Here is a 23276-nt window from a genome sequence, read left to right on the forward strand (position 1 = left end):
CTGTTCGTGCTTGCTGTCTGACTTTTTCAGTCCCCCCGCGATCCCCACCTCTGGATGTCCGATGCTCGCGCGTTTTGCCGCCGTCCGCGCCCTGTCGCCCGCCAACAGCCCCTATTTCATGGCCGCGCTTGGCATTCTCACGTCCTTCGGGCCGATGGGGACCGACATGTATTTGCCGGGCATGCCCACCATCGGCGTCGATTTGCGGGCGAGCCAGGATCAGGTGCAATGGACGCTGTCGGCCTTTTTCCTGGGCTTTGGCGTCGGTCAATTGATCTGGGGCGCGTTGGGCGACCGTTTCGGGCGGCGGGGACCAATCGCCATCGGCATTTTGCTCTACGCCGTCGCCTGCGTCGGCTGTTCGCTGTCCAGCGACATCGCCCATCTGGCGGGCTGGCGCTTCATCCAAGGGGTGGGGGCCTGCGCCGGGCCGGTGCTGGTCCGCGCCATGATCCGCGACGTGTTCGAGCGCGACCGCGCCGCCCGCACCTTGTCGATGATGATGCTGGTGATGGGCGCGGCGCCGATCATCGCGCCGTTGATCGGCGGGCAGATTCTGGTGTGGGCCAACTGGCGTTGGATCTTTTGGGGACAGGGGATTTTCGGCGCCGTCGCCATGTTGGCGCTGTTCACCCTGCCGGAAACGCTGGCGCGCGACCGGCGCAGCAGCCTGCGCCCGATGACGCTGGCCCTGTCCTACCGCCAGTTGCTGACCAACCGTTCCTATTTGGGTTACGCCTTTGGCAGCGCCTGCATTTATGGCGGGATGTTCGCCTTCATTTCCGGCTCGCCCTTCGTCTACATCGACCTGTTTGGGGTGGCCCCGGAGAATTTCGGCTTTTTGTTCGGCATCAACATCGTCGGCATGATGGCGATGAGCACGGTCAACAGCCGCATCGTCATGCGCTTTGGCGCGGAGCGGATCCTGCGGGCCGGGACCATGCTGGCCGCCGCCGCCGGTCTTTTGGTGCTGGTGGTGGCGACGTTGGGGTTGGGCGGCTTGTGGGGCTTGGTTGGCGCGCTGCTGCTGTTCATGGCGATGATGGCGCTCATCAACGCCAACGCCATGGCCTGCGCCATGCAGTCCTTTCCGCACATGGCGGGCACCGCGTCGGCCTTGGCCGGGATGCTGCAATTCAGCGTCGGCAGCGTGGCGGGCTGGGTCGTCGGTTTGCTGGCGAACGGCACGGCGGCGCCGATGGGCGCGGTGATCTGCGGCGCGGCCCTGCTCAGCCTGCTGTTGAACGTGACTCTGGTGCGGCGGGCGCCCAGCCAAACAACTCCATAACGCCGTCGCGCCCGCGCAACTCCTTGGACGGCAGGGCGCGCCACCCCGCCCCCTGCGGCTGTCCCGCCCCGTCCAGCCCGCCTGCGGCGGCGAGCGCCGCCTTTGAGGCGATCAGCGGAACCCCTGCGGCTTTGGTTTCGTCCTGAAGCCGGGCGGCGACGTTCACCGTGTCGCCCAGCACCGTGTATTCCAGCCGAACGTCGTCGCCGACCGCGCCGCAAAAGACCGGCCCCCAATGGACGCCGACGCCGACGCGCACCGCATCCTCCCCCCGGTCGGCCCGCTCGGCGTTCCAGGCGGCGACCCGTTCCAACAGATCTTGCGCGCAGGCCAGCGCGTCCGCCGCCGCGCCGTCGCGCGGGTGGGGAACGCCGAACAGCAGCATGGCGGCGTCGCCGATGAATTTGTCGATCACCCCGCCATGGGCTATGGCGGACGCGGCGACGCAGGCGCGGAATTCGCCGACGAAACGACCCAGCGCCGCCGGGTCCAGGCTTTCCGCCCGCCGGGTGAAACCGCGAATGTCGGTGAAGAGAATCCCCACCTCCTGCCGCGCGCCCGCCCGCACGGTTTCCGGGCTGTTGTCGGCCAGCCATTCGCCAATCTTCGGATCCAGATAGCGCCCCAGATTGACCCGCCGTTCGCGTTCCAATTCCACCAAACGGCGGTCGGCCTCGACCCGCAGCAGCAGTTGCGCCCGCATCACCTCCATGGCGCGCAGCAACTTGCCGCTTTCGTCCCGGCGCAGACTGGTCACGGATTCGCTCAGATGCCCCCCGGCGATGGTTTCGGCCATGCGGACGGCGCGGTTGAGCGGATGGACGATGTTGCGGGTCAGCAGGGCGGCGACCAGCAACCCGATCAACACGACGGCGACGACGATCGCCAGAGTGGTCTGGCGGGTTTCGGCGGCTTGGGCGCGGGCGTTCTCGACGAAATAAAAGCCGTCCGACTTGGCGTTCTCCACCGCCAGATCGATGGTGTCGAGAATGCGGCGGCTGAGGTCATGGATCGCCGGGTCGTCCATCGCGGTCGAAACATCCGGCGGAATCAGGGCGTCCCATTGGACGATCAGGGCGCTGACCGCGTCCAACCGTTGGCGCAGCGCGTCGCTGGAGGCGCGGCGGCGGGCGACGGCGACGTCGTCGTCGAACTCGTCCCGCGCGGCGCGGTATTCGGCGCGCGCGTTCTCCGCCATGTGCGGCTCGCCAAGCGAAGCGACGCGTTGGGCCGTCACCATCGCCCGCACATGAAGCTGGGCGGACCGGCTGAAATCGATGGATTGCAACGGTTTGTCGTACAGAGTCACGACCAGCCGCCCGACCTCCGTCACCGCCGACACGCCGAACCAGCCGCCGACCGCCGTGATCGCCAGGATCAGCGCGAAGGCCAGCGTCAGCTTGTAACGGATCGGGATGTGATCGAGCATCAGGCGGTCGCGCCGCTCACTTCACGGTGACGGTCAGATGCATGCGCGGGTGGATTTGGCATTCCACCTCAAAGGTTCCGGCCTTGGTCAGTTTGATGCTTTTCGTTTCGCCCGGACTTTGGCCGCCCAAATTGAACTCGTGGCCCAGCGTGCCGGAAAACATGTTGTGGGTGTAAAGGTCGCCGTTGGTGAAGGTCAGCGTGTCGCCCACCTGCGCGGACGCCGAGGGGGGCGTGAAGGCCTTGTTCTGCTGCTCCACGACAACGTCGGCGGCCCAGGCCGTTCCGACCATCACGGCCAGCGCGACCGCGCCGCCAAACGCAACTTTCCCCACCATGGCGTGTTCCTTCCCGGCTTTGTCGTTGGCGGAAGGATACGCGCCGAACCCGCCGCCGTTCAATGCCAAGCGGAAGCGCGGAAGGTTCTGTAACAACAAAATAAAGTCGTTCAATGTGCATCCATAAATCGCTGAAAAGGTGAATTGTCTTCCGCCAATTCACACCGTACCCTGTCGGCGGGATCACAGGGGGATTTTTGAAAATGCCGATGAACCGCCGCGCCCTGCTGGCGTCCGCCGCCGCTCTGGCCGGAAGCGTCGCGCTGCCGCGCCTGTCCGCCGCCGCCACGACCTTGCGGGTCGGCTACATCCCGATCATTCCGATGACCCAGCTTTACGTGCTGTCGGGGGAAGGCTGGGCGAAAGAGGCGGGGTTGGAGTTAACGCTGACCAGCTTCCAATCGGGTCCGGCGATGATCCAGGCCTTGGCGTCGGGCACGCTGGACGTCGCCTATGTCGGCATCGGCCCGGTGATGATCGCGCGCTCCAAGGGGGTGGCGGTGAAGGTGGTCGCGGCGAACGTCATCGATCAGGTCGCCTTGATCGGGCGCGGCCCGTTCGCCGCCGTCGCCAGCGCGTCCAGCCCGGCGGAGGGCTTCGCCGCCTTCCGCGCCGCGCAGGGCCGCCCGGCCAAGATCGCCAGCCTGCCCGCCGGATCGGTGCCGGACACTGTGCTGCGCTATTGGGCGCAAGAGGTGGCGAAGATCCCCGCCAGCGACCTTCAGATCGTCGGCATGGGCGACGAGCAGGTGCAGCAGGCGCTGCTGTCGGGCGCGGTTGACGGCGCGTCAATCCTGGAGCCGACCTTGACGCTGGTGCAGACCCGCCTGCCCGACGCGCGCATCGTCGCCAAGGCGGGCAGCCTGTTCCCGCAACAGCCCGGCGCGATTCTGGCGGTGACGGAGGCGGCGATCAAACGCGACCCTGCGGCGGTCGCCGCGCTGGTCAAGCTGCACATCCGCGCCACCGCTTTCGCCAACGCCAACCCCGACCGCACGGCGGTCATCGTCACCGAAGCGATTGGCAAGGGCTTGATCGAACCGGCGGTGATGCGGGCGGCGCTGACCTCCGGCGCCACCAACTTCGTCGACGACCCGCGCCGCATCGTCGAATCCACCAAACGGATGCAGGCGTTTCAGCAAAGCCTGGGGCAAATCACCGATCCGGTGGACATCGACACGCTGTTCGACCATTCCTTTTACGACGCGGCCAAGGCGGGCTGAGACAAAGGCGGGCTGAAGCATGGAACAGGCGCTGTTGCGGTTGGTCATCCACGCGCCGACGGCGGGCGCGTTGGAACGGGGGCGGCGCAACGCCGCCAATTTGCGGAAACTGCGGCCCGACGCGGAAATTCGCATCGTCGCCAACGCCGGTGCGGTCGCGGCGGCGCTGGATCAACCCGATCCGGCGACCGATTCTTTGCTGCGGCTCTGCGGCAACAGCCTGAAGGCGCTGGGCCGCGAGGCGGGCGGGCTGACGGTGGTTCCGGCGGCGGTTCTCGACATCGCCGAGGCGCAGGCCGAAGGTTGGAGCTACCTGCGCGCCTGACAGCAATTCTGACAAAAGAAAAATGGAGCGGGGGGCGTATCGACCCGCCCCCCGCTCCAGGTCACGCCGCCTTGGCCGCCTTGTAAGCGTCCAGAAGCTGGCGTCCAGCGTTCAAAATTCCGTCGCGGTCGCCGCGCTTGACCAGCGATTCATCGACCAGCTTGCCGCCCGCGCCGACGCAGGCGACGCCCGCCGCGACGTAAGCGGCGACGTTGCCCGCGTCGATGCCGCCGGTGGGGACGAAGCGCACGCCGTGGAACACCGATTTCAGCGCCTTGATGTGCGCCGGGCCGACGGTGGAGGCCGGGAAGATCTTGATGGCGTCGGCCCCGGCCAGAATGGCGGCGTGCACCTCCGTCGGGGTCAGCGCGCCCATCAGGCAGGCCACGCCATGGGCGCGGCAGGCGGCGGCCACCTCCGGCACGACGCAAGGGGAAACGACGTAGCGGGCGCCCGCCGCGACCACCTCGGCGACGCCGGCGGCGGTCAGCACGGTTCCGGCCCCGATCAGGGCGCCGCCCTGCGCGCTCAGTTCGGCGATCAGGCCGACGGCGCCGGGGGTGGTCATGGTGACTTCAAAGGTGCTGTAACCCGCCTCGCGCAGCCACGCCACGGCGGTGCGGGCCAGATCGGCGGAGCTGTTGCGGATCACCGGCACCACGCCATAGGCGGCGAGCTGGTCGAGAATCGCGGCGGGGGTGTCGGTCATGGCGCGTCCTTCGCGGGCAAGAGATTGGCGGGCGGTTGGGCGGCTGGCGAAACGACCGCCAGCCGGTGGCGACCGCGCAGCGCGGCCTTGATGCGGGCAAGCCGCTGGTTGGTTTCGGGCGGCGACAGCAGGCCGACCGCGACGGTCAGCGCGTCCACCAGCGCCAATTGCGCCAGGCGCGAGGCCATCGGCGTGTGAACGGCGGTGTCCTCGTCCACCTCCACCGCCAGCAGCAGATCGGCCAGCGCGGCCAGCGGCGCGCGGGAACTGGTGATGGCGATGACGCAGGCGCCGCCGTCGCGCGCGATGGTCGCGGCGTCGAGGATCTCAGCGCTGGTGCCGGTCTTGGAAATCGTCAACAGAACGTCGTTGGAGCCGAGCGTCGCCGCCGCCATGGTTTGCAAATGCGCGTCCGACGACGCGGCGACCGAGGGCAACAGGCGGAACAGCTTGTGATGGGCGTCGATGGCGACGGATCCCGACGCGCCGACGCCGATGATCTCCACCCGGCCCGCCTGCGTCAGCCGCCGCGCGGCGCGTTCCAGCGCCGTGGCGTCCAGCGTGTCGCGCAGACGGACCAGCGCGTCGATGGCGCGGTTCATCACCTTGTCCGCCGCGCTCGACACGCTGTCGTCGGGCGACAGATCGCGCACCAGAGCCAACGCGCCGTCCGCGACCTGCGCCCGCGCGGCGCTGGCCGCCAGATGCTGGGCGAGGCGCAGTTTGAAATCCTGGAATCCGGCGAACCCCACCGCCCGGCAGAAGCGGACCACCGTCGGCTCGCTGACCTCCGCCTTGGCGGCAAGCTGGGCGATGCTGTCGCCCACCACCGCGTCCGGCGCCGCCAACACGACCTGAGCCACCGCCAATTCGGCGCGGCGCAGATGCGGCAGGGAGGCGTGCAGGCTGGCGAGCATGGGGAGTCCGCAGGTTGATTTTGTAGCTGTACTACAGAAATTATCCTGCGTCGAGGATCATATGAAATCAGGCTACACACTGTTCGCTGACGACTCTGTTTGTGGGGCGTTGGATTCCCGCTTGACTGATATACTAGTATATCCTATTGCTGCCTCCAGACACCGGCGCTCGCCAGCGCTCCGCCAGCAGGACGGCTTGACCGGACGAAGCGCCGCTTTCCAGCGCGCCCTTTTCCCGTCGGCCCCCAGGGAGACAGCATGACCATCGATCTTCGTTACGCGCCGCATCCCGACGACGCCAAGGGCTACGACACCGCCGCGCTGCGCCGTCATTTCCTGATGGAAAACCTGTTCCAGCCGAACGCGATCACCCTGACCTACAGCACGGTGGACCGGGTGGTGGTGGGTGGGGTTTTGCCGACGACGGACTCGGTCGCGTTGACCGCGCCGAAGGAAATCGGCTCCCCCACCTTCCTGGCGCGGCGCGAGATGGGCGTGTTCAACGTCGGCGCGCCGGGCCGCGTGGTGGTGGACGGAACGACCTATGAGATGGGCAAGCGCGACGCGCTCTACATCGGCAAGGAGAGCGTGGACGTCCGCTTTGAAAGCGTCGATCCGACCGACCCGGCCAAATTCTATCTGATGAGCACGCCCGCCCACGCCCGCTTTGAAACCCGCCTCATCCGCCAGGATCAGGCCAAGACGATGGCGGTCGGCGACGGCGCGACCTCCAACAAGCGGGTGATTTACCAATACATCCTGCCGGGCGTCTGCGAGACCAGCCAATTGGTGATGGGGCTGACGCAGTTGGAGCCGGGCAACATGTGGAACACCATGCCCGCCCACAGCCATGGCCGCCGTTGCGAGGTGTATTTCTACTTCGACCTCGCCGAAAACGCCCGCATCTTCCACCTGATGGGCGAGCCGACGGAAACCCGCCACATCGTGGTGAAGAACGACGAGTTGGTGATCTCGCCAAGCTGGTCGATCCATTCCGGCGTCGGCACCAGCAACTACGCCTTCATCTGGGGCATGGGCGGCGACAACGTCGATTACACCGACATGGATTGGATCCCGATGGAGACTCTGCGATGAGCCGCTCCCCCTTTGATCTGACCGGCAAAACGGCGCTGGTGACGGGGGCGAACACCGGCTTGGGCCAAGCCGTCGCCGTGGCGTTGGCCGAGGCCGGGGCCGGGATCATCGCCGTGGGCCGCTCCGCCATGGACGAAACGGCGGGGCTGGTCGCGGCGGCGGGCGTTCCCTTTCAGGAAATCCGCGCCGATCTGTCGAGCGTCGCCGCCGTCGCCCCGGTGATGGAACAGGCGCAGGCGACCGGCGCGCGGGTGGACATTCTGGTCAACAACGCGGGCATCATCCGCCGCGCCGACGCGGTGGACTTCACCGAGGCCGATTGGGACGACGTGATGAACGTCAACCTGAAAACCACCTTCTTCCTGACCCAGGCGGTGGGCCGGGCGATGATCGGCGACGGGCGCGGCGGCAAGATCATCAACATCGCCTCGCTGTTGTCCTTTCAGGGCGGCATCCGCATCCCGTCCTACACCGCCAGCAAAAGCGGTCTGGCCGGGCTGACCCGGCTGCTGGCCTGCGAATGGGCGGGCAAGGGGATCAACGTGAACGCCATCGCGCCGGGCTATTTCGACACCAACAACACCGAAGCCCTGCGCAACGACCCCAAACGCAACGCCGACATCCTGGCCCGTATCCCCGCCGGTCACTGGGGCCAGCCGAAGGAGCTGGGCGGCGCCGCCGTGTTCCTGGCCTCCGCCGCGTCGGATTACGTGCATGGCGTGGTGCTGCCGGTCGATGGCGGGTGGATGGCGCGGTGAGTTGTTTCGCCATTGCCCCCTCCCTAACCCTCCCCCGCCGTTGGCGGGAGAGGGGATGGCGTGCCCCTGTTCACAAGGCCCCCTCTCCCGCGTGAGCGGGGGAGGGTTGGGGAGGGGGCAAACGCCATGACGGTCTTTTTCCCCACAATCACCAAAGACCCGACGCCAAGCCGGGCTGACACCGGGAGGACGCCTTGTGAAATACACGTTCGACTTCGCCAGCCTGCAAGAATACTGGCCGGAGTTTCTGCGCGGCGCGTTGATGACGTTGGAAATGACGATCATCGCCTGCGTCTTTGGTCTGGTCATCGGCGTTTTGTGCGCCATCGGGCGGCGGGGAAAGCGCCAATGGCTGGCGGCGCTGTGCGGCGCCTATGTCGAGGTGGTGCGCAACACGCCCTATCTGATCCAGATCTTTTTCATCTTCTTCGGACTGTCGTCGGCGGGCTTGAAGCTGCCGATCTTCGCCGCCGCCGTGCTGACCATGGTCTTCAACGTCGGCGCCTACACCGCCGAAATCGTCCGGGCGGGCATGGACACCATCCATCCCGGCCAGATCGAAGCGGCGGAGGCGCTGGGCCTGTCCGTTCCACAGATTTACTGGGACGTCATCCTGCGCCCGTCGCTGGAGCGGGTTTACCCGTCGCTGACCGGGCAATTCGTGCTGATGATGCTGTCCTCCTCCGTCACCTCGCAGATTTCGGCGGAGGAGTTGACCGGCGTGGCGAACTCGGTCCAGTCGGAAAGCTTCCGCTCCTTTGAAACCTTCATCGTCGTCGCCGGGCTGTATTTCGTGATGGCGATGCTGCTGAAGCTGGCCTTTCACCTGTTCGGGCAGGCGATTTTTCCGCGCCGCCGCCGTCTCGGCACGCCGTTGTAAGGCCGGAGGGAACCATCATGGGCGGAAGCTTCACCATCAACCATCTGGTCTATCTGCTTCAGGGCATGATGTGGACGGTCGTGCTGTCGGCGTTGGCCTTCCTGTTGGGCAGCGTCGCCGGGTTCGGCGTCATGCTGATGCGCATCGCGCGCACGCGCCTTCTGCGGCAAATCTCCTTCGTCTATGTCCAGGTGATCCAAGGCACGCCGCTGTTGATCGTGCTGTTCGTCGTCTATTTCGGTCTGGGCGTCGTCGGGATCGAGCTGCCGCCGCTGCTCGCCGCCGGTGTGTCGCTGATGGTCTATTGCAGCGCCTTTCTCGGCGAGATCTGGCGCGGCTGCGTGGAATCGGTGCCGCGCACCCAGTGGGAGGCGGCGGAAGGGCTGGCGCTGACCCGATGGCAAACGCTGGTTGACGTCATCCTGCCGCAAGCCGCGCGCATCGCCACGCCGCCGACCGTTGGTTTTCTGGTCCAGGTTCTGAAAAGCACCTCGCTCGCCTCGGTTGTCGGCTTTGTCGAGCTGACCCGCGCGGCGCAGGTCGTCAACAACTCGCTGTTCACGCCGTTCCTCGTCTTCGGGATCGCGGGCGTTCTGTATTTCGCCCTGTGCTACCCGCTGTCGCGCTGGAGCCGTTCGCTTGAGAGGAAGCTCAATGTCGGCCGTCGTCAAGCTGCATGACATCCACAAATCCTTCGGCAGCGTCGCGGTGCTGAAGGGCGTGTCGTTCGAGATCGACAAGGGCGAGGTGGTCGCCATCATCGGGCGCAGCGGGTCGGGCAAAAGCACGGCGCTGCGCTGCATCAACCGGCTGGAAACCATCCAATCCGGCACGCTGGAGGTGTGCGGCCACCGCATCGACCACGCCGACCTTGATCTGCGCGCGCTGCGCCAGGACGTCGGCATGGTGTTCCAAAGCTACAACCTCTTCCCCCATCTGACGGTGGAGGAAAACATCACGCTGGCCCCGCGCCGGGTGAAGAAGCTGCCGACCCGCGACGCCCGCGCGTTGGCGTTGTCGTCGCTGGAACGGGTCGGGCTGGCCGAAAAGATCGACGCCTACCCTGAACAACTGTCCGGCGGTCAACAGCAGCGCGTCGCCATCGCCCGTTCGCTGGCGATGCAGCCGAAGGTGATGCTGTTCGACGAAGTGACCTCGGCGCTCGACCCGCAACTGACCGGGGAGGTGCTGCGCGTCATGGAGCTTCTGGCCCAGGGCGGCATGACAATGGCGGTGGTCACGCACGAAATGGCCTTCGCCCGCCGCGTCGCCGACCGGGTGATCTTCATGCATCAGGGCCGCGTCTGGGAAACCGGCCCCGGCGAGATGCTGGACGACCCGCAAACGTCTGAGCTGCGCGCCTTTCTGGCCAACGGCCTGTGACGCCTGTCTTTTTCAAAAAACAAAACTGGAGGAAACCGACGATGCGCATCCGCAAACTTCTCGCCGCCACTGTGACCGCCGTCGCCGCCCTGTGGCTGGCCGCCGCGCCGGTGGCGCACGCCGACCAGTTGGACGACATTCTGAAGGCCAAAAAGATCCGCATCGCCGTGGCGATGGGCATTCCGCTCTTCGCCTTTGTCGACAAGAACGTCAAGGCCACCGGCTCCGACGTCGAAACCGCCCGGCTGCTGGCCCACGACATGGGCGTCGAGTTGGAACTGGTGGAGATCACCAACGCCGCCCGCGTGCCGACCATCCAAACCCGCAAGGCCGATCTGCTGGTCGCCACGCTGGCGATCACGCCGGAACGCAAGAAGGTCATCGATTTCAGCACGCCCTACGCGACGCTCGACATCATCGTCGCCGCCCCGCCGGACGTCGCGATCAAGGGCTATGACGATCTGGTCGGCAAGAAAATCGGCCTGACCCGCGCGACGGTGAACGACAGCTTGGTGACGAAGAACGCCAAGGGCGCGGAAATCCTGCGCTTTGAGGATGACGCGACGCTCATCACCGCCGTGGTGTCGGGGCAGGTGGACATCGTGTCCAGCCAGACCACCGCCATCGCCGCGATCAACGAACGGCGCACGCAAAATCCGGTGAAGGTGAAATTCACCCAGCAGGAGCTGAATCTCGGCATCGCCATGCCCCAGGGCGAGGACCGGCTGAAGGCGTGGGTCAACGCTTGGATCAAGACCAATTTCGAGAACGGCAAGATGAACGCCATCTTCTCGTCCTTCCACGACCGCGATTTGCCGATGGATTTGCTGACGCGTCAGTGATCCATTGCATGCCCTTCATCCCCTCTCCCGCACGCGGGAGAGGGTGGCCCGCAGGGCCGGGTGAGGGGTTTGCAAGACTCAGGCGCTTTGCTCCGACGAACCCCTCACCCTCCCCACGCTTGCGCGTGTGGCCCCTCCCTCTCCCAAAGGGAGAGGGCGTTTTGGATCAGCAGGACCAACCATGCCCGGACGACTTCACGGCAAAACCGCCATCATCACCGCCGCCGCGCAAGGCATTGGCCGGGCGACGGTGGAGGCCTTCGCGCGGGAGGGCGCGCGGGTCTGGGCGCTCGACATCAACGACGCGCGCTTGGCCGACCTCGCCGCCCTTCCCGGCGTGACCACCCGGCGGCTGGACGTGCGCGACGCCGCCGCCATCGCCGCGACAATCGCCGACATCGGGCCGGTGGACGCGCTGTTCAACTGCGCGGGCTTCGTCCACAGCGGCACGATTCTGGACTGCGACGACGACGCCTTCGATGTCAGCGTCGATCTGAACGTCAAATCCATGCACCGGATGATCCGCGCCGTTCTGCCCGGCATGCTGGAGACGGGCGGCGGCTCCATCGTCAACATGGCGTCGGTGGCGTCGAGCGTGAAGGCGGTGCCGAACCGTTACGTTTACAGCCTGACCAAGGCGGCGGTCATCGGACTGACCAAGGCGGTCGCCGCCGATTTCATCGGGCGCGGAATCCGCTGCAACGTCGTTTGCCCCGGCACCGTCGAATCCCCGTCGTTGGAGGAGCGCTTGCGCGCGCAGGGCGATTATGCGACCACCCGCGCCGCCTTCGTCGCCCGCCAGCCCATCGGACGGTTGGGAAAGCCGGAGGAAATCGCCGAACTGGTGGTCTATCTTTCTTCCGACGCGGCGGGCTACACCACCGGGGCGGTCCATGTGATCGACGGCGGTTGGGCGGCTTGACACTGTTTCACATGCACGGGGAACACCGATGAAACTGCTTCGTTACGGCCCGGTCGGCCAGGAAAAACCCGGTCTGCTCGATTCCGAGGGCCGCATCCGCGACCTGTCCGCCCAGATCCCCGACATCGCGGGCGCGGTTCTGTCGCCCGAGGGGCTGGACGCGCTGCGCGCGCTGGATCCGGCGTCGCTGCCGTTGGTGGCGGGCGATCCGCGTCTGGGGCCGTGCGTCGCCGGAACCGGAAAGTTCATCTGCATCGGCCTGAACTACTCCGACCACGCGGCGGAAACCGGGGCGACGGTGCCGCCGGAGCCGATCATCTTCATGAAGGCGACCAGCGCCATCACCGGCCCGAACGACGTCATCGAAATCCCGCGCGGCTCGCTCAAGACCGATTGGGAGGTCGAGTTGGGCGTCGTCATCGGCAAGACGGCGAAATACGTGTCCGAAGAGGACGCGATGGAGCATGTCGCCGGTTACTGCGTCATCAACGACGTGTCGGAACGCGCCTTCCAGACCGAACATCACGGCCAATGGACCAAGGGCAAATCGGCGGACAGCTTCGGCCCGACCGGCCCCTGGCTGGTGACGCGCGACGAGGTCGCCGACCCGCAGGCCCTGCCGATGTGGTTGGAGGTCAACGGCCACCGTTACCAGAACGGCAGCACGGCGACGATGGTCTATGGCGTGCGTTTCCTGGTGTCCTATCTGTCGCGCTTCATGTCGCTGCGCCCCGGCGACATCATTTCGACCGGCACGCCGCCGGGCGTCGGCATGGGGCAAAAGCCGCCGACCTACCTGAAGGCGGGCGACGTGGTGACGCTGGGCATCGACGGGCTGGGCAGCCAGCGCCAGATCACCGTGCAGGGCTGACCCGGCGATGAGCCAAACCGGAATCGACATTCTGCTCACCGCGCCCATGCCCCCCGGCGTGGCCGAGGATCTGGCGGAACGCTTCATCGTCCATGGGCCGGAGGTGGTCGGGTCCCCCGGCTTCGCCGAACTGGCGCCGCGCATCCGGGGTTTGGCGGCGCGTCCGCCGGTTCCGGTGACGGCGGCGCTGCTGGCGGCGCTGCCCAATCTGGAGATTCTGTCCTCCTACAGCGCCGGGTTGGACTATGTCGATCTGGGGGAGGCGCGGCGGCGCGGGCTGGTTATCGCCAACACGTCGGCGGCGCTGACCGACGACGTCGCCGACACGGCCATCGCGCTGATTCTGGCGACGGTGCGCCGCTTCTCGGCGGCGGAACGCTTCGTCCGGGCCGGGGCCTGGGCGGAGGGGGCCTTTCCGCTGTCGCGCAGTTTGGCCGGGCGGCGGTTGGGAATCATTGGGCTGGGGCACATCGGGGCGGCCATCGCCACGCGGGCGGCGGCGTTCGGCCTGTCGGTCGCCTATCACGGGCCACGGGAAAAGGCGGCCTTTCCCTATCCCTTCCACCCGACGGCGGAGGGGTTGGCGGCGGCGTCCGACCTTCTGGCGGTCTGTTGTCCGGGCGGGCCGGAGACTCGCCATCTGGTGAACGCGGCGGTTTTGCGCGTGTTGGGGCCGGGGGGCGTCGTCGTGAATGTGGCGCGCGGCAGCGTGGTGGACGAGGACGCGCTGTTGGCGGCGCTGGCCGACGGGACCATCGCCGGGGCCGGGCTGGACGTGTGCGAGCATGAACCGACGCCGCGCCCGGAATTGATCGGTCATCCCGACATCGTGCTGTTGCCCCATGTCGGTTCGGCGACGGAAGAGACGCGGGCGCGCATGGCGCGGATGATGCGCGACGCGCTGGCGACTCATTTTGCAGGCAAGGAAAGCGTTTGAAAATGACGAGCATCGCGGCCATCGGTGAGTGCATGGTGGAGATCCGGCGGACCGGCGACGGAACCGCCCGCTTCGGCTTCGGCGGCGACACGCTGAATTGCGCGCTGTATCTGGCCCGGTTGGGCGTGGCGGTCGATTACGTGACGCTGCTGGGCGACGATCCCTACAGCGCCGACATGCTGGCGGCCTGGGCGGCGGAGGGCGTCGGCACGGGCCGCGTCGCCCGTCTGCCGGGGCGGATGCCCGGCCTGTACGTCATCGAAACCGACGCGAAGGGCGAACGCTCCTTCTTCTATTGGCGCGACCGCGCCCCGGCGCGCGAGCTGTTCACCCACCCCGACGCGGCGCCCCTGGTGGACGCCTTGCCCGGTTACAGCCTGCTGATGCTGTCCGGCATTTCCCTGTCGCTGTACGGCGAGGAGGGGCGGGCGCGTCTGCACGCGGCGCTGGACCGCGCGCGCGCCGCCGGGGCCAAGGTGGCGTTCGACACCAACCTGCGCCCGCGCGGTTGGCCCAGCCTGGACGCCGCCCGCGACGCCTACGCCGCGCTCGCCGGGCGGGTGGACATCGTGCTGTCGGGGGTGGAGGACGAGGCTCTCCTGTTCGGCGCCGAAGCGCTCACGGCCATCATCGACCGCTGGCGCGCGGCGGGCGCCAGCGAAATCATCGTGAAGAACGGCGGCGACGGCTGTCTGGTGTGGGAGCAGGGCGGCGCGGTTGACGAGGTTCCGGCGACGCGGGTGGCGCGGGTGGTGGACACGACGGCGGCGGGCGACAGCTTTTGCGCGGGCTATCTGGCGGCGCGGCAGGCGGGCCGAAGCATCGCCGAAGCGGCGCGATTGGGCCATCGGCTGGCCGGAATCGTCATCGGCCATCCCGGCGCCATCGTTCCGGCGGAGGCGACGGCGGCGGTCGTCGCGGAACTGCGGGGGGCGGCATGACGGCGGCGGATGACGCCTCCGCCTCCGGCCCGGCTCTGAACGGGCCGCGCCGCCGCGCGCCCAAACCGGCGGCGGCGGCCCGCGAGCGTGGCTTGACCGCAGCCCAGCAGGTCTACCAGCAGCTCCGCGCCGAAATTCTGGGTTTGCACCGCAAGCCGGGCGAACCGATCAGCGAAAAGGACCTGGCCCAGGCCCATGGCGTCAGCCGCACCCCGGTGCGCGAGGCTGTGCTGAAGCTGGCCTCGGAACGCTTGATCGAGGTGTTTCCGCAATCCGGCACCTTCGTCGCCCGCATCCCGCTGTCCGATCTGCCGGAAACCATCGTCATCCGCTCCGCGTTGGAAGAGGCCAGCGTGCGTCACGCCGCCGAACGGGCGACGGCGGATCAGGTCGCGCGCCTGTCGGCGATCATCGACCGGCAACGCGCCATGGCGGCGGCGGGCGACCGCGAGGGCTTCCATCTGGCCGACGAGGATTTCCACGCGGCCTTGTCCGAGGCCGCCGGGCTGCCCGGCGTCTGGACGTTGATCCAACAGGTCAAGGTGCAGATCGACCGTTACCGCCGTCTGACCCTGCCCGAACCGGGCCGCATGGAACGGGTGATCGGCGAGCACGCGGCGGTGGTCGCCGCCATCGCCGCCCATGACGGCGACGGCGCGGCCCGCGCGATCAAGCATCATCTGGAAAAGCTGCGCGAGGGCATCGACGCTTTCCGCATCGAGGAGCCGGACTGTTTCATCGACGACCGTCCGCCGCGCGGGCCGACCTGAATCCTTCACTGCGACGGAGCGTTTTTAAAACGAAAAGGCGGTTTCTTTTCAGGGGTTGGATCGCATGCGGGCTGGCGTCGCGGGGCGCCGGTCTTGTCCGTGTTGGCCAATACCCCCAATTGCGGCGTTCCTATAGGTCAACTTGTCTGCTAACATGATCTGTAGGATGGTCGCGGGCAGGTGTTGGGAATGGCGAAGATGGCCGGTTTGACGTTGCAGCCCAAGCGCAAGGAGCGGCTGGGCGATCAGCTTTATGGGCAAATCCTGGAGCAGATCGTGTCCGGCGCGCTGAAAGAGGGCGACAAGCTGCCGTCGGAAAAAGAACTGTGCCTGATGTTCGAGGTTTCGCGCCCCGTGGTGCGCGAGGCGATGATGCTGTTGCAGGCCGATGGTCTGGTCGTCGCCCGCCAGGGATCGGGCACCTATGTGCAGCGCCGCCCGCCGCAGGGCTTGATCGCCATCGCCGGGGCGTCCGACATCGCCGGAATCCTGCGCTGTTATGAGTTGCGCGTGCCGTTGGAAGGGGAGGCGGCGGCGCTCGCCGCCAAACGCCGCTCGTCGGAACAGCTTGGCCAGATCAAGGCGGCGCTCGACGATCTGGGCCGGGTGGTCGAGGCCCGCGCGTCGGCCAGCGCCGCCGACTTCGCTTTTCACCGGGCGGTGGCGGAGGCCAGTTGCAACGAGATGTTCGTCTCGATCCTGGAATCTCTGCACGCCGCCATTGAAAACTCCATGGCGGTGGCGCTGAACATCACGCGCGAAGGCTCCGACCAGCGCATCCGCCGCGTTCTGGACGAGCACAGCCGGATTTACGAGGCCATCGCCATGGGCGACGCCGACGCCGCCAACCTCGCCATGCGCTACCACATCAACCGCGCCCGCCAGCGCATCACCGACCAACACCAGGATGTGTGAGCGGCGGCGCGCATCGCCGCCGCCACGACATCACGCCGACCGGACCTGACGCAGGAAGCGGTCGATCTGCTGCAACAACCGCGACGTTTCGTTCGACACCTGTCCGGCGACCGACAGCACGGCCTGCGCCGATTGGCCGGTCTGTCCGGCGGCGGTGCGGACTTGCCCGATGTTTTCCGACGCCTGCGCCGTGCCGCCCGCCGCCTGTTGCACGTTGCGGGCGATTTCCGCCGTGGCGGCTCCCTGCTCCTCGACTGCGGCGGCGATGCCGGTGGCGATGTCGTTCAGCCGGGCGATGGTGGCGCCAATCGTGCGGATGGCGCCGACCGCTTCGTTGGTGGCGGTCTGCATCGCGCCGACTTGCCCGGCGATTTGGTCGGTCGCCTTGGCGGTCTGGCTGGCGAGTTGTTTGACCTCTGACGCCACGACGGCGAAGCCCTTGCCCGCTTCCCCGGCGCGGGCCGCCTCAATGGTGGCGTTGAGCGCCAACAGGTTGGTTTGTCCGGCGATGTCGGTGATGAGATCCAGCACGGCGCCAATCCGGGTGGCGGCGTCGTTCAGGCTGCGCATGGTGGCGTCGGTGCGTTGGGCGTCCTGCGCCGCCTGCCCGGTGATCGTCGCCGATTCCGTCACCTGCCGGGAAATCTCGCTGATGGACAACGACAGTTGATGCGCCGCCGAGGCCGCGCTGTCCACGTTGCTGGACGCCTGTTGCGCCGCCGCCGCCGCGCTGCCTGCCTGACGCGACGTGTCTTCGGCGGTCTCCACCATGGTGGAGGCGGTTTCGTGCATTTGGGTGGCGGCGGCGGACACGGTTTCCACCACGATCTTGACGCCGCTTTCAAATTGATCGGCGATGGTCAGCATGGCTTGCCGTCGTTCGCCCGCCGCCCGCGTCCGCTCGCTTTCAGCTTCGGCACGGGTGTGTTCGACCTCGCGCGCGGTGTCGCGGAAGATTCGCAGGGCCGCGCCCATTTCGGCGATCTCGTCGCGTCCGTCCAGCGCGATGTCGGTGTCGAGATCGCCCGCCGCGATGCGCCGCATCCCGCTTTTCAGCGTCATCAAACGACGGACCACGCTGCGCCCGACATACAGCCAGACGACGAGAATCGACACGATGACGCTGAGCACGCTGACGGCGATCTGGGTCAAACGGCTGTTGTCGAGCATCCGTCCGGTGGCGCCGCTGGCCGCCGTGATGCCGCTTTCCTGATTCTGCACCATGGTGGCGATGCTGTTGGCCATCCGTTCGGTCAGGGCGTGGTTGCTGTCCAGCAGGGCCAAGGACTGGCTTTGGATCGCCAACTCCTTGCGGCGCGAATCAATCAGCGCGTTGTCGCCAATGGCTATGGCTTGCAACGCTTTGGCTTGGGCGTTGATGGCGGCGGCCAGCTTTTCCGGCAGCAGGGCGGCGGCGCTGTCGAGATTGGCGAAGACCAGCCCCAACCGGGTTTCAATGATGCTCAGGCGTTGTTCGTCGTTGGTTCCTGCGGATTCCAGCAGCATGTTGCGGGCGCTGGTCGCCTCCTCGATCACGCCCATCAGCGGTTTGGCCCGCTTGCTGACGTCGATCAAGGTGTCAGCGGCGCGGCGCAACTCGTCCGTGGAGGAATCGGCGTCGGCCAACGTCTCGCGCGCTTGATCCTCCTCGTTGGCCATCACGGTCCGCCAGGGGGCGGTGAATTTCTGGATCTGGTTGTCGGCCTCCAGCATTTTGGGCAGCAGAGCGGTCCGCTGCCCGGCGTAACGCACCCGTTCGGCGGCGGCGGAGTCAAGTTGGACCAGATTGCTCAACAGGGCCTTTGACGCCTCTTCGATGGCGGCGAGCTGTTCGCCGCCCGCTCCGCCGGCGCGCAGACGGTCCAGACGGTTGGCGAATTCCTGACGGGCTTGCTGAATGCGGGCGGAGACCTCTTCGCGCGTCTTGACGTCGCTGGCCGACGACAGGGCGGGGGCCAACGCGACCAGCCGTTCGGCTTGCTGGGCGACGGACATGCCCTCTTTCATGGCGGGAACCGCCTGTCCGACGATGACGTCAATGGTCGTCCGCACGTTGGCGTAACCGGCCAACGCCACCGCCGCCGCGATCAGCGTGCCCGACAGCACCACGCCGATGGCGATCATCAACTTGCCCCGCAGCCCGGAATACCACGGGCCATGGTTCTCGTCGGTGGGCGTGGGGGTGGGGTTTCCCGGAGTCGCAATCGTCTGAGCCACAGCCATCGTCGCCTTGTTTGACATCTCGTTCGCCCCATCGTCAGCGTGCCGCCATACGGTCCCTGAATCGTTCAGTCGCCGCACAAAGTCATCTTACCACTTGACCACTTGCGCGCAACGCGGCTAGAGTGGTTTTTAGCGGGATCAATCAATGGCGGGCCAAACAAATCATAAGCGGAATCAACGAAAGGCAACGCTGCGAACGCAGAGGTTGCCAGGCCGATCCGCATCAATCGGGCGCCAAGGAACAGGTATAATCCCGTCGACGTTATGAATGCGTAAATTGTCGCAAGAATGAAATAAGGAGAATCCACAAGCGATCCCGACGAGAGGCAGGAATCGGTGGTGGTTGTCTAAAATTTCCAGGTCAGTTGTCTGACAGAACCCGCATACGGTTCTGAACGGATTACGGGTTTTCCCCAATTCATTCGATTTTGTTGATGGACAGAGCATCGGCGCGCAGGCGGCGCCGCGCCGCGTCCCAGCCTTATCCAAAACCCACACACCAAACGCGAACGCGGCCTTGCCGCCGCGCGCGAACAACAACGGAGGAGACGTTGATGTCCGGGTTGCTTCGTTCACTGGCCGTCGCGGCGGCGCTCACCTTTGGCGCGACGGTCGCCCTGACCGCGCCCATGTCCGCTCAGGCGCGCGATTTCCGCTCCGCCGACGTTCACCCCGCCGACTATCCGACCGTTGAGGCGGTCAAGCACATGGGGCGCGAACTCGCCGAAAAAACCAACGGCAAGATGAACATCCGGGTGTTCCCCTCGGGCGCTTTGGGCTCGGAAAAGGACACCATCGAGCAGTTGAAGCTTGGCGGCCTCGACATGATGCGGATCAACGCCGGCGCCTTGAACAGCGTTGTGCCGGAAACCATCGTCACCGTGCTGCCCTTCATCTTCCGCGACACCGCCCACATGCGCAGCGTGCTGGACGGCCCCATCGGCGACGACATTCTGAAGGCGATGGAAGCGCAGGGGCTGATTGGGCTGGCCTTTTACGACAGCGGATCGCGGTCCTTCTACACCGCCAAAAAGCCGATCACCTCGCTGGCCGATTTCAAGGGTTTGAAAATCCGCGTGCAGCCTTCGGAACTCTTCGTCGGCATGATTAACGCGTTGGGGGCCAACCCGACGCCGATGCCCTATGGCGAGGTCTACACCGCGCTGAAGACCGGCATCGTCGATGGCGCCGAAAACAACTGGCCGAGCTATGAATCCTCGCGCCACTTCGAGGCGGCCCGCTATTACAGCCTGACCGAACATTCGCTGGCCCCGGAAGTGCTCGTCTTCTCCAAGGTCATCTGGGACAAGCTGTCCAAGGACGATCAAGCGCTGATCCGCAAGGCGGCCAAGGACTCCGTTCCCTTCATGCGCAAGCTGTGGGACGACCGCGAAATCAGTTCCCGCAAGATGGTGGAGGCGGGCGGCGCCCAGATCACCACCATCGCCAACAAGCAGGAACTGATCGACGCGATGAAGCCGGTCTACGAGAAGTTCGCCAACACCCCGGCCCTGCAAAGCCTCGTCACCCGCATTCAACAGAGCAAGTAACGTTTAAGGCCGCTTCGGACGGCGGGCGTTCCGCAACGCCCGCCGTCCGCCCCGGCTCCTGGGAGCAACCATGATGCAAGATTGCTTGGTGGACGACGGCGCGCGCGCGCAGCCCCGGCGGCTTCTGACATCGGTGAACATAGTGTTGGCGCGGATCAGCACCGTGATCGCGGTCACGGGGTTGATGAGCATCGTCGGCATCGTTTTTTATGAAGTTGTCGGACGTTACGTCTTCAATCAGACGCCGACCTGGGCGGAAAGTCTGGCTCTGGTTCTGGTGCTGTACGTGACGATGCTGGGCGCGGCGGTGGCCGTGCGCGACGCCGGGCACATCGGCATGGATTCGGTGGTCGTGCTGCTGCCGCCGCACGTCCAGCGCTGGTTCGAGATCGTCATCCATATCCTGGTCGCCGGGTTCGGCGCCGCGATGGCCTACAACGGCGGGATCCTCGGCATGTCGGTGTCGTCCTATTTGATCCCCAATCTGGGCCTGCCGGAAATCACGCGCTACATCCCGCTCAGCCTGTCCGGTTGCCTGATCGTTCTGTTCTCCGTCGAGCATATGCTCGCCCTGCTGCTCCATGAAGAGGTCGAGCCGACATGGAACTGATCGTTCTTTCCGCCACATTCTTCGGTCTGCTGATTCTGGGCGTTCCCGTCGCCTTCGCCATCGGCCTCTCGTCGCTCTTCACGATTATGTACGAAGGCCTGCCCAGCGCCGTCATCTTCCAACAGATGACCTCGGGCATGAACATCTTCTCCTTCCTGGCCATTCCCTTCTTCGTCTTCTCCGGCGAGTTGATGCTGCATGGCGGCATCGCCGACAAGATCGTGACGCTGGCCCGCAACATGGTCGGCCACATCCGGGGCGGGCTGGGCATGGCGAACGTCGTCGCCTGCACGCTGTTTGGCGGCGTGTCGGGTTCGCCGGTGGCCGACGTGTCGGCGATGGGGTCGGTGATGATCCCGATGATGAAGCGCGAGGGGTATCACGCCGATTACGCCGTCAACGTGACGACGCACGCCGCGTTGGTCGGGGCGCTGATGCCGACCAGCCACAACATGATCCTTTATTCGCTGGCGGCGGGCGGCAAGGTGTCGATCGGCTCGTTGATCGCCGCCGGGCTGATGCCGGTGGTGGTGATGACCGTCTGCATGCTGGCGGCGGCCTATTTCGTGGCGGTGAAGCGCGGCTATCCGGCGGGAAGCTTTCCTGGTTGGCCAGCGGTGTTCCAATCCTTCCTGCACGCCCTGCCGGGCCTGTTCGTCGTGGCGATCATCCTGGGCGGCATTCTGCTGGGCATCTTCACGGCGACCGAAGGCGCGTCGGTGGCGGTGGTCTATTCGCTGGGCCTGACCGTCTTCGCCTACAAGACGCTGACCTGGCCGAAATTCGTCATGGCGACGATGAAGGCGGTGAAGACCACCGGCGTGGTGCTGCTGTTGATCGGCGTCTCCACCATGTTTCAGTATCTGATGGCGCTGTACGAGGTGGCCGATCTGACCGGCGAGATGATGGCGGGCATTTCGTCCAACCCCTGGGTCATCTTCCTGCTCATCAACGTCATCCTGTTCGTGCTGGGCACCTTCATGGACATGGCGAGCACGATCCTGATCTGCACGCCGATCTTCCTGCCCATCGCCCAGCAATACGGCATGGATCCGGTCCAGTTCGGGATGGTGATGCTCATCAACTGCGCGCTGGGTCTGAACACCCCGCCGGTTGGCACCACGCAATTCGTCGGCTGCGCCATTGGCGGAATATCGGTGGGCGAGGTGATGAAAACCATCATGCCCTTCTACGCGGCGCTGATCCTGGCGCTGGGGCTTGTCACCTACATGCCGGCCTTTTCCATGTGGCTGCCGCGCTTGTTGCTCCATTGAGGCTGTTGGTTCTCTGAGCGTGCGTTCCTTCCACTCACGGCCCGGCGCATGTGTTGTCATGCGGCGGGCCTTCTTTCATCGGATCTTTCACAAGGGCATGAATTGATGAAGATTTTGGCCGATGCGGCGCATGAGACGCCAATCATCACGCCCGAAGGCGCCGAGCGCCGCGTGTTGAGCCATGGCGCCGGCTTGATGCTGGTCGAATTCACCTTCAAGGCGGGCATCGTCGCGCCGATGCACAGCCACCCGCATGAGCAGGTTGGTTACGTGGTGTCGGGCGCGTTGGAACTGACCATGGAGGGCCATGGCGCCCAGCGTTTGGGGCCGGGGGCCAGCTATTACGTGCCGCCCGGCACGATGCACGGCGTGACGATTTTGGAGCCGACCGTGCTGGTTGACGCCTTCACGCCGGTTCGGGAGGATTTCTTGGCGTGACCGTGGCGGGGAAGTCTTGCCCGCAAACGGCCTGCCAGGCGGATGGCGCGCGCCCTTCCGAGGGGCGCGAGATCGCCGTCAGAAATCCAGCGGCGCGTTGTCGACAACCTCTTTCATCACGAAAAATGTCCGAGTCTGGCGGACCCCCGGCAGCGCGATCAACTGTTCGCCGTGGATCCGGTTGAAGTCGGTCATGTCGCCGACGCGAATTTTCAGGAAATAATCGAAATCCCCGGCCACGAGATGGCAATCGAGGATAAAGGGCAAGCTGGCGACCGCCCTTTCAAAGGTGGAGAAACTCTCGGGCGTTGAACGATCCAGAACGACGCCGACCATCACCAAGGCGCCGCGCGCGACCTTTTGGGGGGCGACCATCGCCCGGACCTTGGTGATGTACCCTTCATCGAACAGGCGCTGGGTTCGGCGATGGCAGGTCGCCGGGCTGACGTCGACCATTTGCGCCAATTCAGCGTTGGTGAGTCGCCCGTTGCCCTGAAGCAAGCGGAGGATTTTCAGGTCGGTGCGGTCAATCCCCAAATCCATGGAACAGTCTTTCAGGGAAATTCAAAAAATCGGAAGATCGCGCGCATTTTAACCAAAAAATCTGTTCAGCAAAGAAATTTATGGGGCGTCTTTGAG

Annotated in this window: 25 protein-coding genes; 19 read left to right on the forward strand and 6 right to left on the reverse strand. The window is 65.9% G+C overall.

The features are described 5' to 3' along the window. Window positions 1-61: 61 nt before the first annotated feature. Window positions 62-1288: a Bcr/CflA family multidrug efflux MFS transporter gene (locus ACODS4_RS14910; RefSeq protein WP_488864938.1), complete on the forward strand. Its 1227-nt coding sequence runs from the start codon at window positions 62-64 to the stop codon at window positions 1286-1288. Here ACODS4_RS14910 and ACODS4_RS14915 read toward each other — a convergent pair. Continuing rightward, window positions 1230-2717, reverse strand: coding sequence for an adenylate/guanylate cyclase domain-containing protein (locus ACODS4_RS14915; RefSeq protein WP_488864940.1), 1488 nt, complete (start codon window positions 2715-2717; stop codon window positions 1230-1232). The genes ACODS4_RS14910 and ACODS4_RS14915 overlap by 59 nt on opposite strands. Before the next feature lie 16 nt (window positions 2718-2733). Then, complete coding sequence (locus ACODS4_RS14920; RefSeq protein ID WP_488864942.1) at window positions 2734-3054, reverse strand: cupredoxin domain-containing protein; 321 nt, start codon at window positions 3052-3054, stop codon at window positions 2734-2736. A 203-nt stretch (window positions 3055-3257) separates the two neighbouring features. On the opposite strand from ACODS4_RS14920, the gene ACODS4_RS14925 reads away from it, so the two are divergent. Continuing rightward, a complete protein-coding gene (locus ACODS4_RS14925) occupies window positions 3258-4277 on the forward strand; it encodes an ABC transporter substrate-binding protein (protein ID WP_488864944.1) in 1020 nt (339 codons plus the stop codon). 19 nt (window positions 4278-4296) lie between these two features. Further along, window positions 4297-4602, forward strand: coding sequence for a DsrE family protein (locus ACODS4_RS14930; RefSeq protein WP_488864945.1), 306 nt, complete (start codon window positions 4297-4299; stop codon window positions 4600-4602). A 61-nt stretch (window positions 4603-4663) separates the two neighbouring features. Here the strand turns inward: ACODS4_RS14930 and ACODS4_RS14935 are convergent, their stop codons facing one another. Beyond that, complete coding sequence (locus ACODS4_RS14935) at window positions 4664-5311, reverse strand: bifunctional 4-hydroxy-2-oxoglutarate aldolase/2-dehydro-3-deoxy-phosphogluconate aldolase (RefSeq protein ID WP_488864946.1); 648 nt, start codon at window positions 5309-5311, stop codon at window positions 4664-4666. After that, window positions 5308-6228 (reverse strand): SIS domain-containing protein, encoded by a 921-nt coding sequence (locus tag ACODS4_RS14940; RefSeq protein WP_488864948.1) that lies wholly within the window; start codon window positions 6226-6228, stop codon window positions 5308-5310. The genes ACODS4_RS14935 and ACODS4_RS14940 overlap by 4 nt, the downstream gene beginning before the upstream one ends. 258 nt (window positions 6229-6486) lie before the next feature. On the opposite strand from ACODS4_RS14940, the gene kduI reads away from it, so the two are divergent. The 12 genes from kduI to ACODS4_RS15000 all read left to right on the forward strand — a co-directional run bounded on the left by kduI (window position 6487) and on the right by ACODS4_RS15000 (window position 16542). Beyond that, complete coding sequence (gene kduI, locus ACODS4_RS14945; RefSeq protein ID WP_488864950.1) at window positions 6487-7323, forward strand: 5-dehydro-4-deoxy-D-glucuronate isomerase; 837 nt, start codon at window positions 6487-6489, stop codon at window positions 7321-7323. Beyond that, a complete protein-coding gene (gene kduD / locus ACODS4_RS14950; RefSeq protein WP_488864951.1) occupies window positions 7320-8081 on the forward strand; it encodes a 2-dehydro-3-deoxy-D-gluconate 5-dehydrogenase KduD in 762 nt (253 codons plus the stop codon). Before kduI ends, kduD begins: the two co-directional genes overlap by 4 nt. A gap of 196 nt (window positions 8082-8277) precedes the next feature. Beyond that, window positions 8278-8961: an amino acid ABC transporter permease gene (locus ACODS4_RS14955; RefSeq protein ID WP_488864952.1), complete on the forward strand. Its 684-nt coding sequence runs from the start codon at window positions 8278-8280 to the stop codon at window positions 8959-8961. Between the two features lie 17 nt (window positions 8962-8978). Beyond that, window positions 8979-9641, forward strand: coding sequence for an amino acid ABC transporter permease (locus ACODS4_RS14960; protein ID WP_488864954.1), 663 nt, complete (start codon window positions 8979-8981; stop codon window positions 9639-9641). Beyond that, complete coding sequence (locus ACODS4_RS14965) at window positions 9616-10344, forward strand: amino acid ABC transporter ATP-binding protein (protein ID WP_488864956.1); 729 nt, start codon at window positions 9616-9618, stop codon at window positions 10342-10344. The genes ACODS4_RS14960 and ACODS4_RS14965 overlap by 26 nt, the downstream gene beginning before the upstream one ends. A gap of 41 nt (window positions 10345-10385) precedes the next feature. Further along, window positions 10386-11186, forward strand: a complete 801-nt coding sequence (locus ACODS4_RS14970; RefSeq protein ID WP_488864957.1) for a transporter substrate-binding domain-containing protein — start codon at window positions 10386-10388, stop codon at window positions 11184-11186. A 181-nt stretch (window positions 11187-11367) separates the two neighbouring features. Next, window positions 11368-12108, forward strand: a complete 741-nt coding sequence (locus ACODS4_RS14975) for an SDR family oxidoreductase (protein ID WP_488864959.1) — start codon at window positions 11368-11370, stop codon at window positions 12106-12108. 28 nt (window positions 12109-12136) lie between these two features. Beyond that, a complete protein-coding gene (locus ACODS4_RS14980; RefSeq protein WP_488864961.1) occupies window positions 12137-12979 on the forward strand; it encodes a fumarylacetoacetate hydrolase family protein in 843 nt (280 codons plus the stop codon). A 7-nt stretch (window positions 12980-12986) separates the two neighbouring features. Continuing rightward, window positions 12987-13916 (forward strand): 2-hydroxyacid dehydrogenase, encoded by a 930-nt coding sequence (locus tag ACODS4_RS14985; RefSeq protein ID WP_488864963.1) that lies wholly within the window; start codon window positions 12987-12989, stop codon window positions 13914-13916. A gap of 2 nt (window positions 13917-13918) precedes the next feature. Beyond that, on the forward strand, window positions 13919-14857 hold the full coding sequence (locus ACODS4_RS14990; protein ID WP_488864964.1) for a sugar kinase: 939 nt from the start codon (window positions 13919-13921) through the stop codon (window positions 14855-14857). Beyond that, complete coding sequence (locus tag ACODS4_RS14995) at window positions 14854-15627, forward strand: GntR family transcriptional regulator (protein ID WP_488864966.1); 774 nt, start codon at window positions 14854-14856, stop codon at window positions 15625-15627. The genes ACODS4_RS14990 and ACODS4_RS14995 overlap by 4 nt, the downstream gene beginning before the upstream one ends. A gap of 189 nt (window positions 15628-15816) precedes the next feature. Further along, entirely contained in the window at window positions 15817-16542 is a 726-nt protein-coding gene (locus ACODS4_RS15000) for a FadR/GntR family transcriptional regulator (protein WP_488864968.1), read from the forward strand. A gap of 30 nt (window positions 16543-16572) precedes the next feature. Here the strand turns inward: ACODS4_RS15000 and ACODS4_RS15005 are convergent, their stop codons facing one another. Continuing rightward, window positions 16573-18765 (reverse strand): methyl-accepting chemotaxis protein, encoded by a 2193-nt coding sequence (locus ACODS4_RS15005; protein WP_488864998.1) that lies wholly within the window; start codon window positions 18763-18765, stop codon window positions 16573-16575. Between the two features lie 554 nt (window positions 18766-19319). Here ACODS4_RS15005 and ACODS4_RS15010 point away from each other — a divergent pair. From ACODS4_RS15010 to ACODS4_RS15025, 4 genes are all read left to right on the forward strand, one after another. Continuing rightward, on the forward strand, window positions 19320-20315 hold the full coding sequence (locus tag ACODS4_RS15010) for a TRAP transporter substrate-binding protein (protein WP_488864970.1): 996 nt from the start codon (window positions 19320-19322) through the stop codon (window positions 20313-20315). A gap of 70 nt (window positions 20316-20385) precedes the next feature. Beyond that, a complete protein-coding gene (locus tag ACODS4_RS15015) occupies window positions 20386-20925 on the forward strand; it encodes a TRAP transporter small permease (RefSeq protein WP_488864972.1) in 540 nt (179 codons plus the stop codon). Next, window positions 20916-22199 carry a TRAP transporter large permease gene (locus ACODS4_RS15020; RefSeq protein WP_488864974.1) on the forward strand — a complete coding sequence of 428 codons (1284 nt, stop codon included), beginning with the start codon at window positions 20916-20918 and terminating at the stop codon, window positions 22197-22199. Before ACODS4_RS15015 ends, ACODS4_RS15020 begins: the two co-directional genes overlap by 10 nt. Before the next feature lie 105 nt (window positions 22200-22304). Beyond that, window positions 22305-22637, forward strand: coding sequence for a cupin domain-containing protein (locus tag ACODS4_RS15025; protein ID WP_488864976.1), 333 nt, complete (start codon window positions 22305-22307; stop codon window positions 22635-22637). 78 nt (window positions 22638-22715) lie between these two features. Here ACODS4_RS15025 and ACODS4_RS15030 read toward each other — a convergent pair whose 3' ends face one another. Next, window positions 22716-23180, reverse strand: coding sequence for an Lrp/AsnC family transcriptional regulator (locus ACODS4_RS15030; RefSeq protein ID WP_488864978.1), 465 nt, complete (start codon window positions 23178-23180; stop codon window positions 22716-22718). Window positions 23181-23276: the final 96 nt, after the last annotated feature.

The sequence above is a fragment of the Azospirillum sp. FG154 genome, from assembly GCF_057809575.1.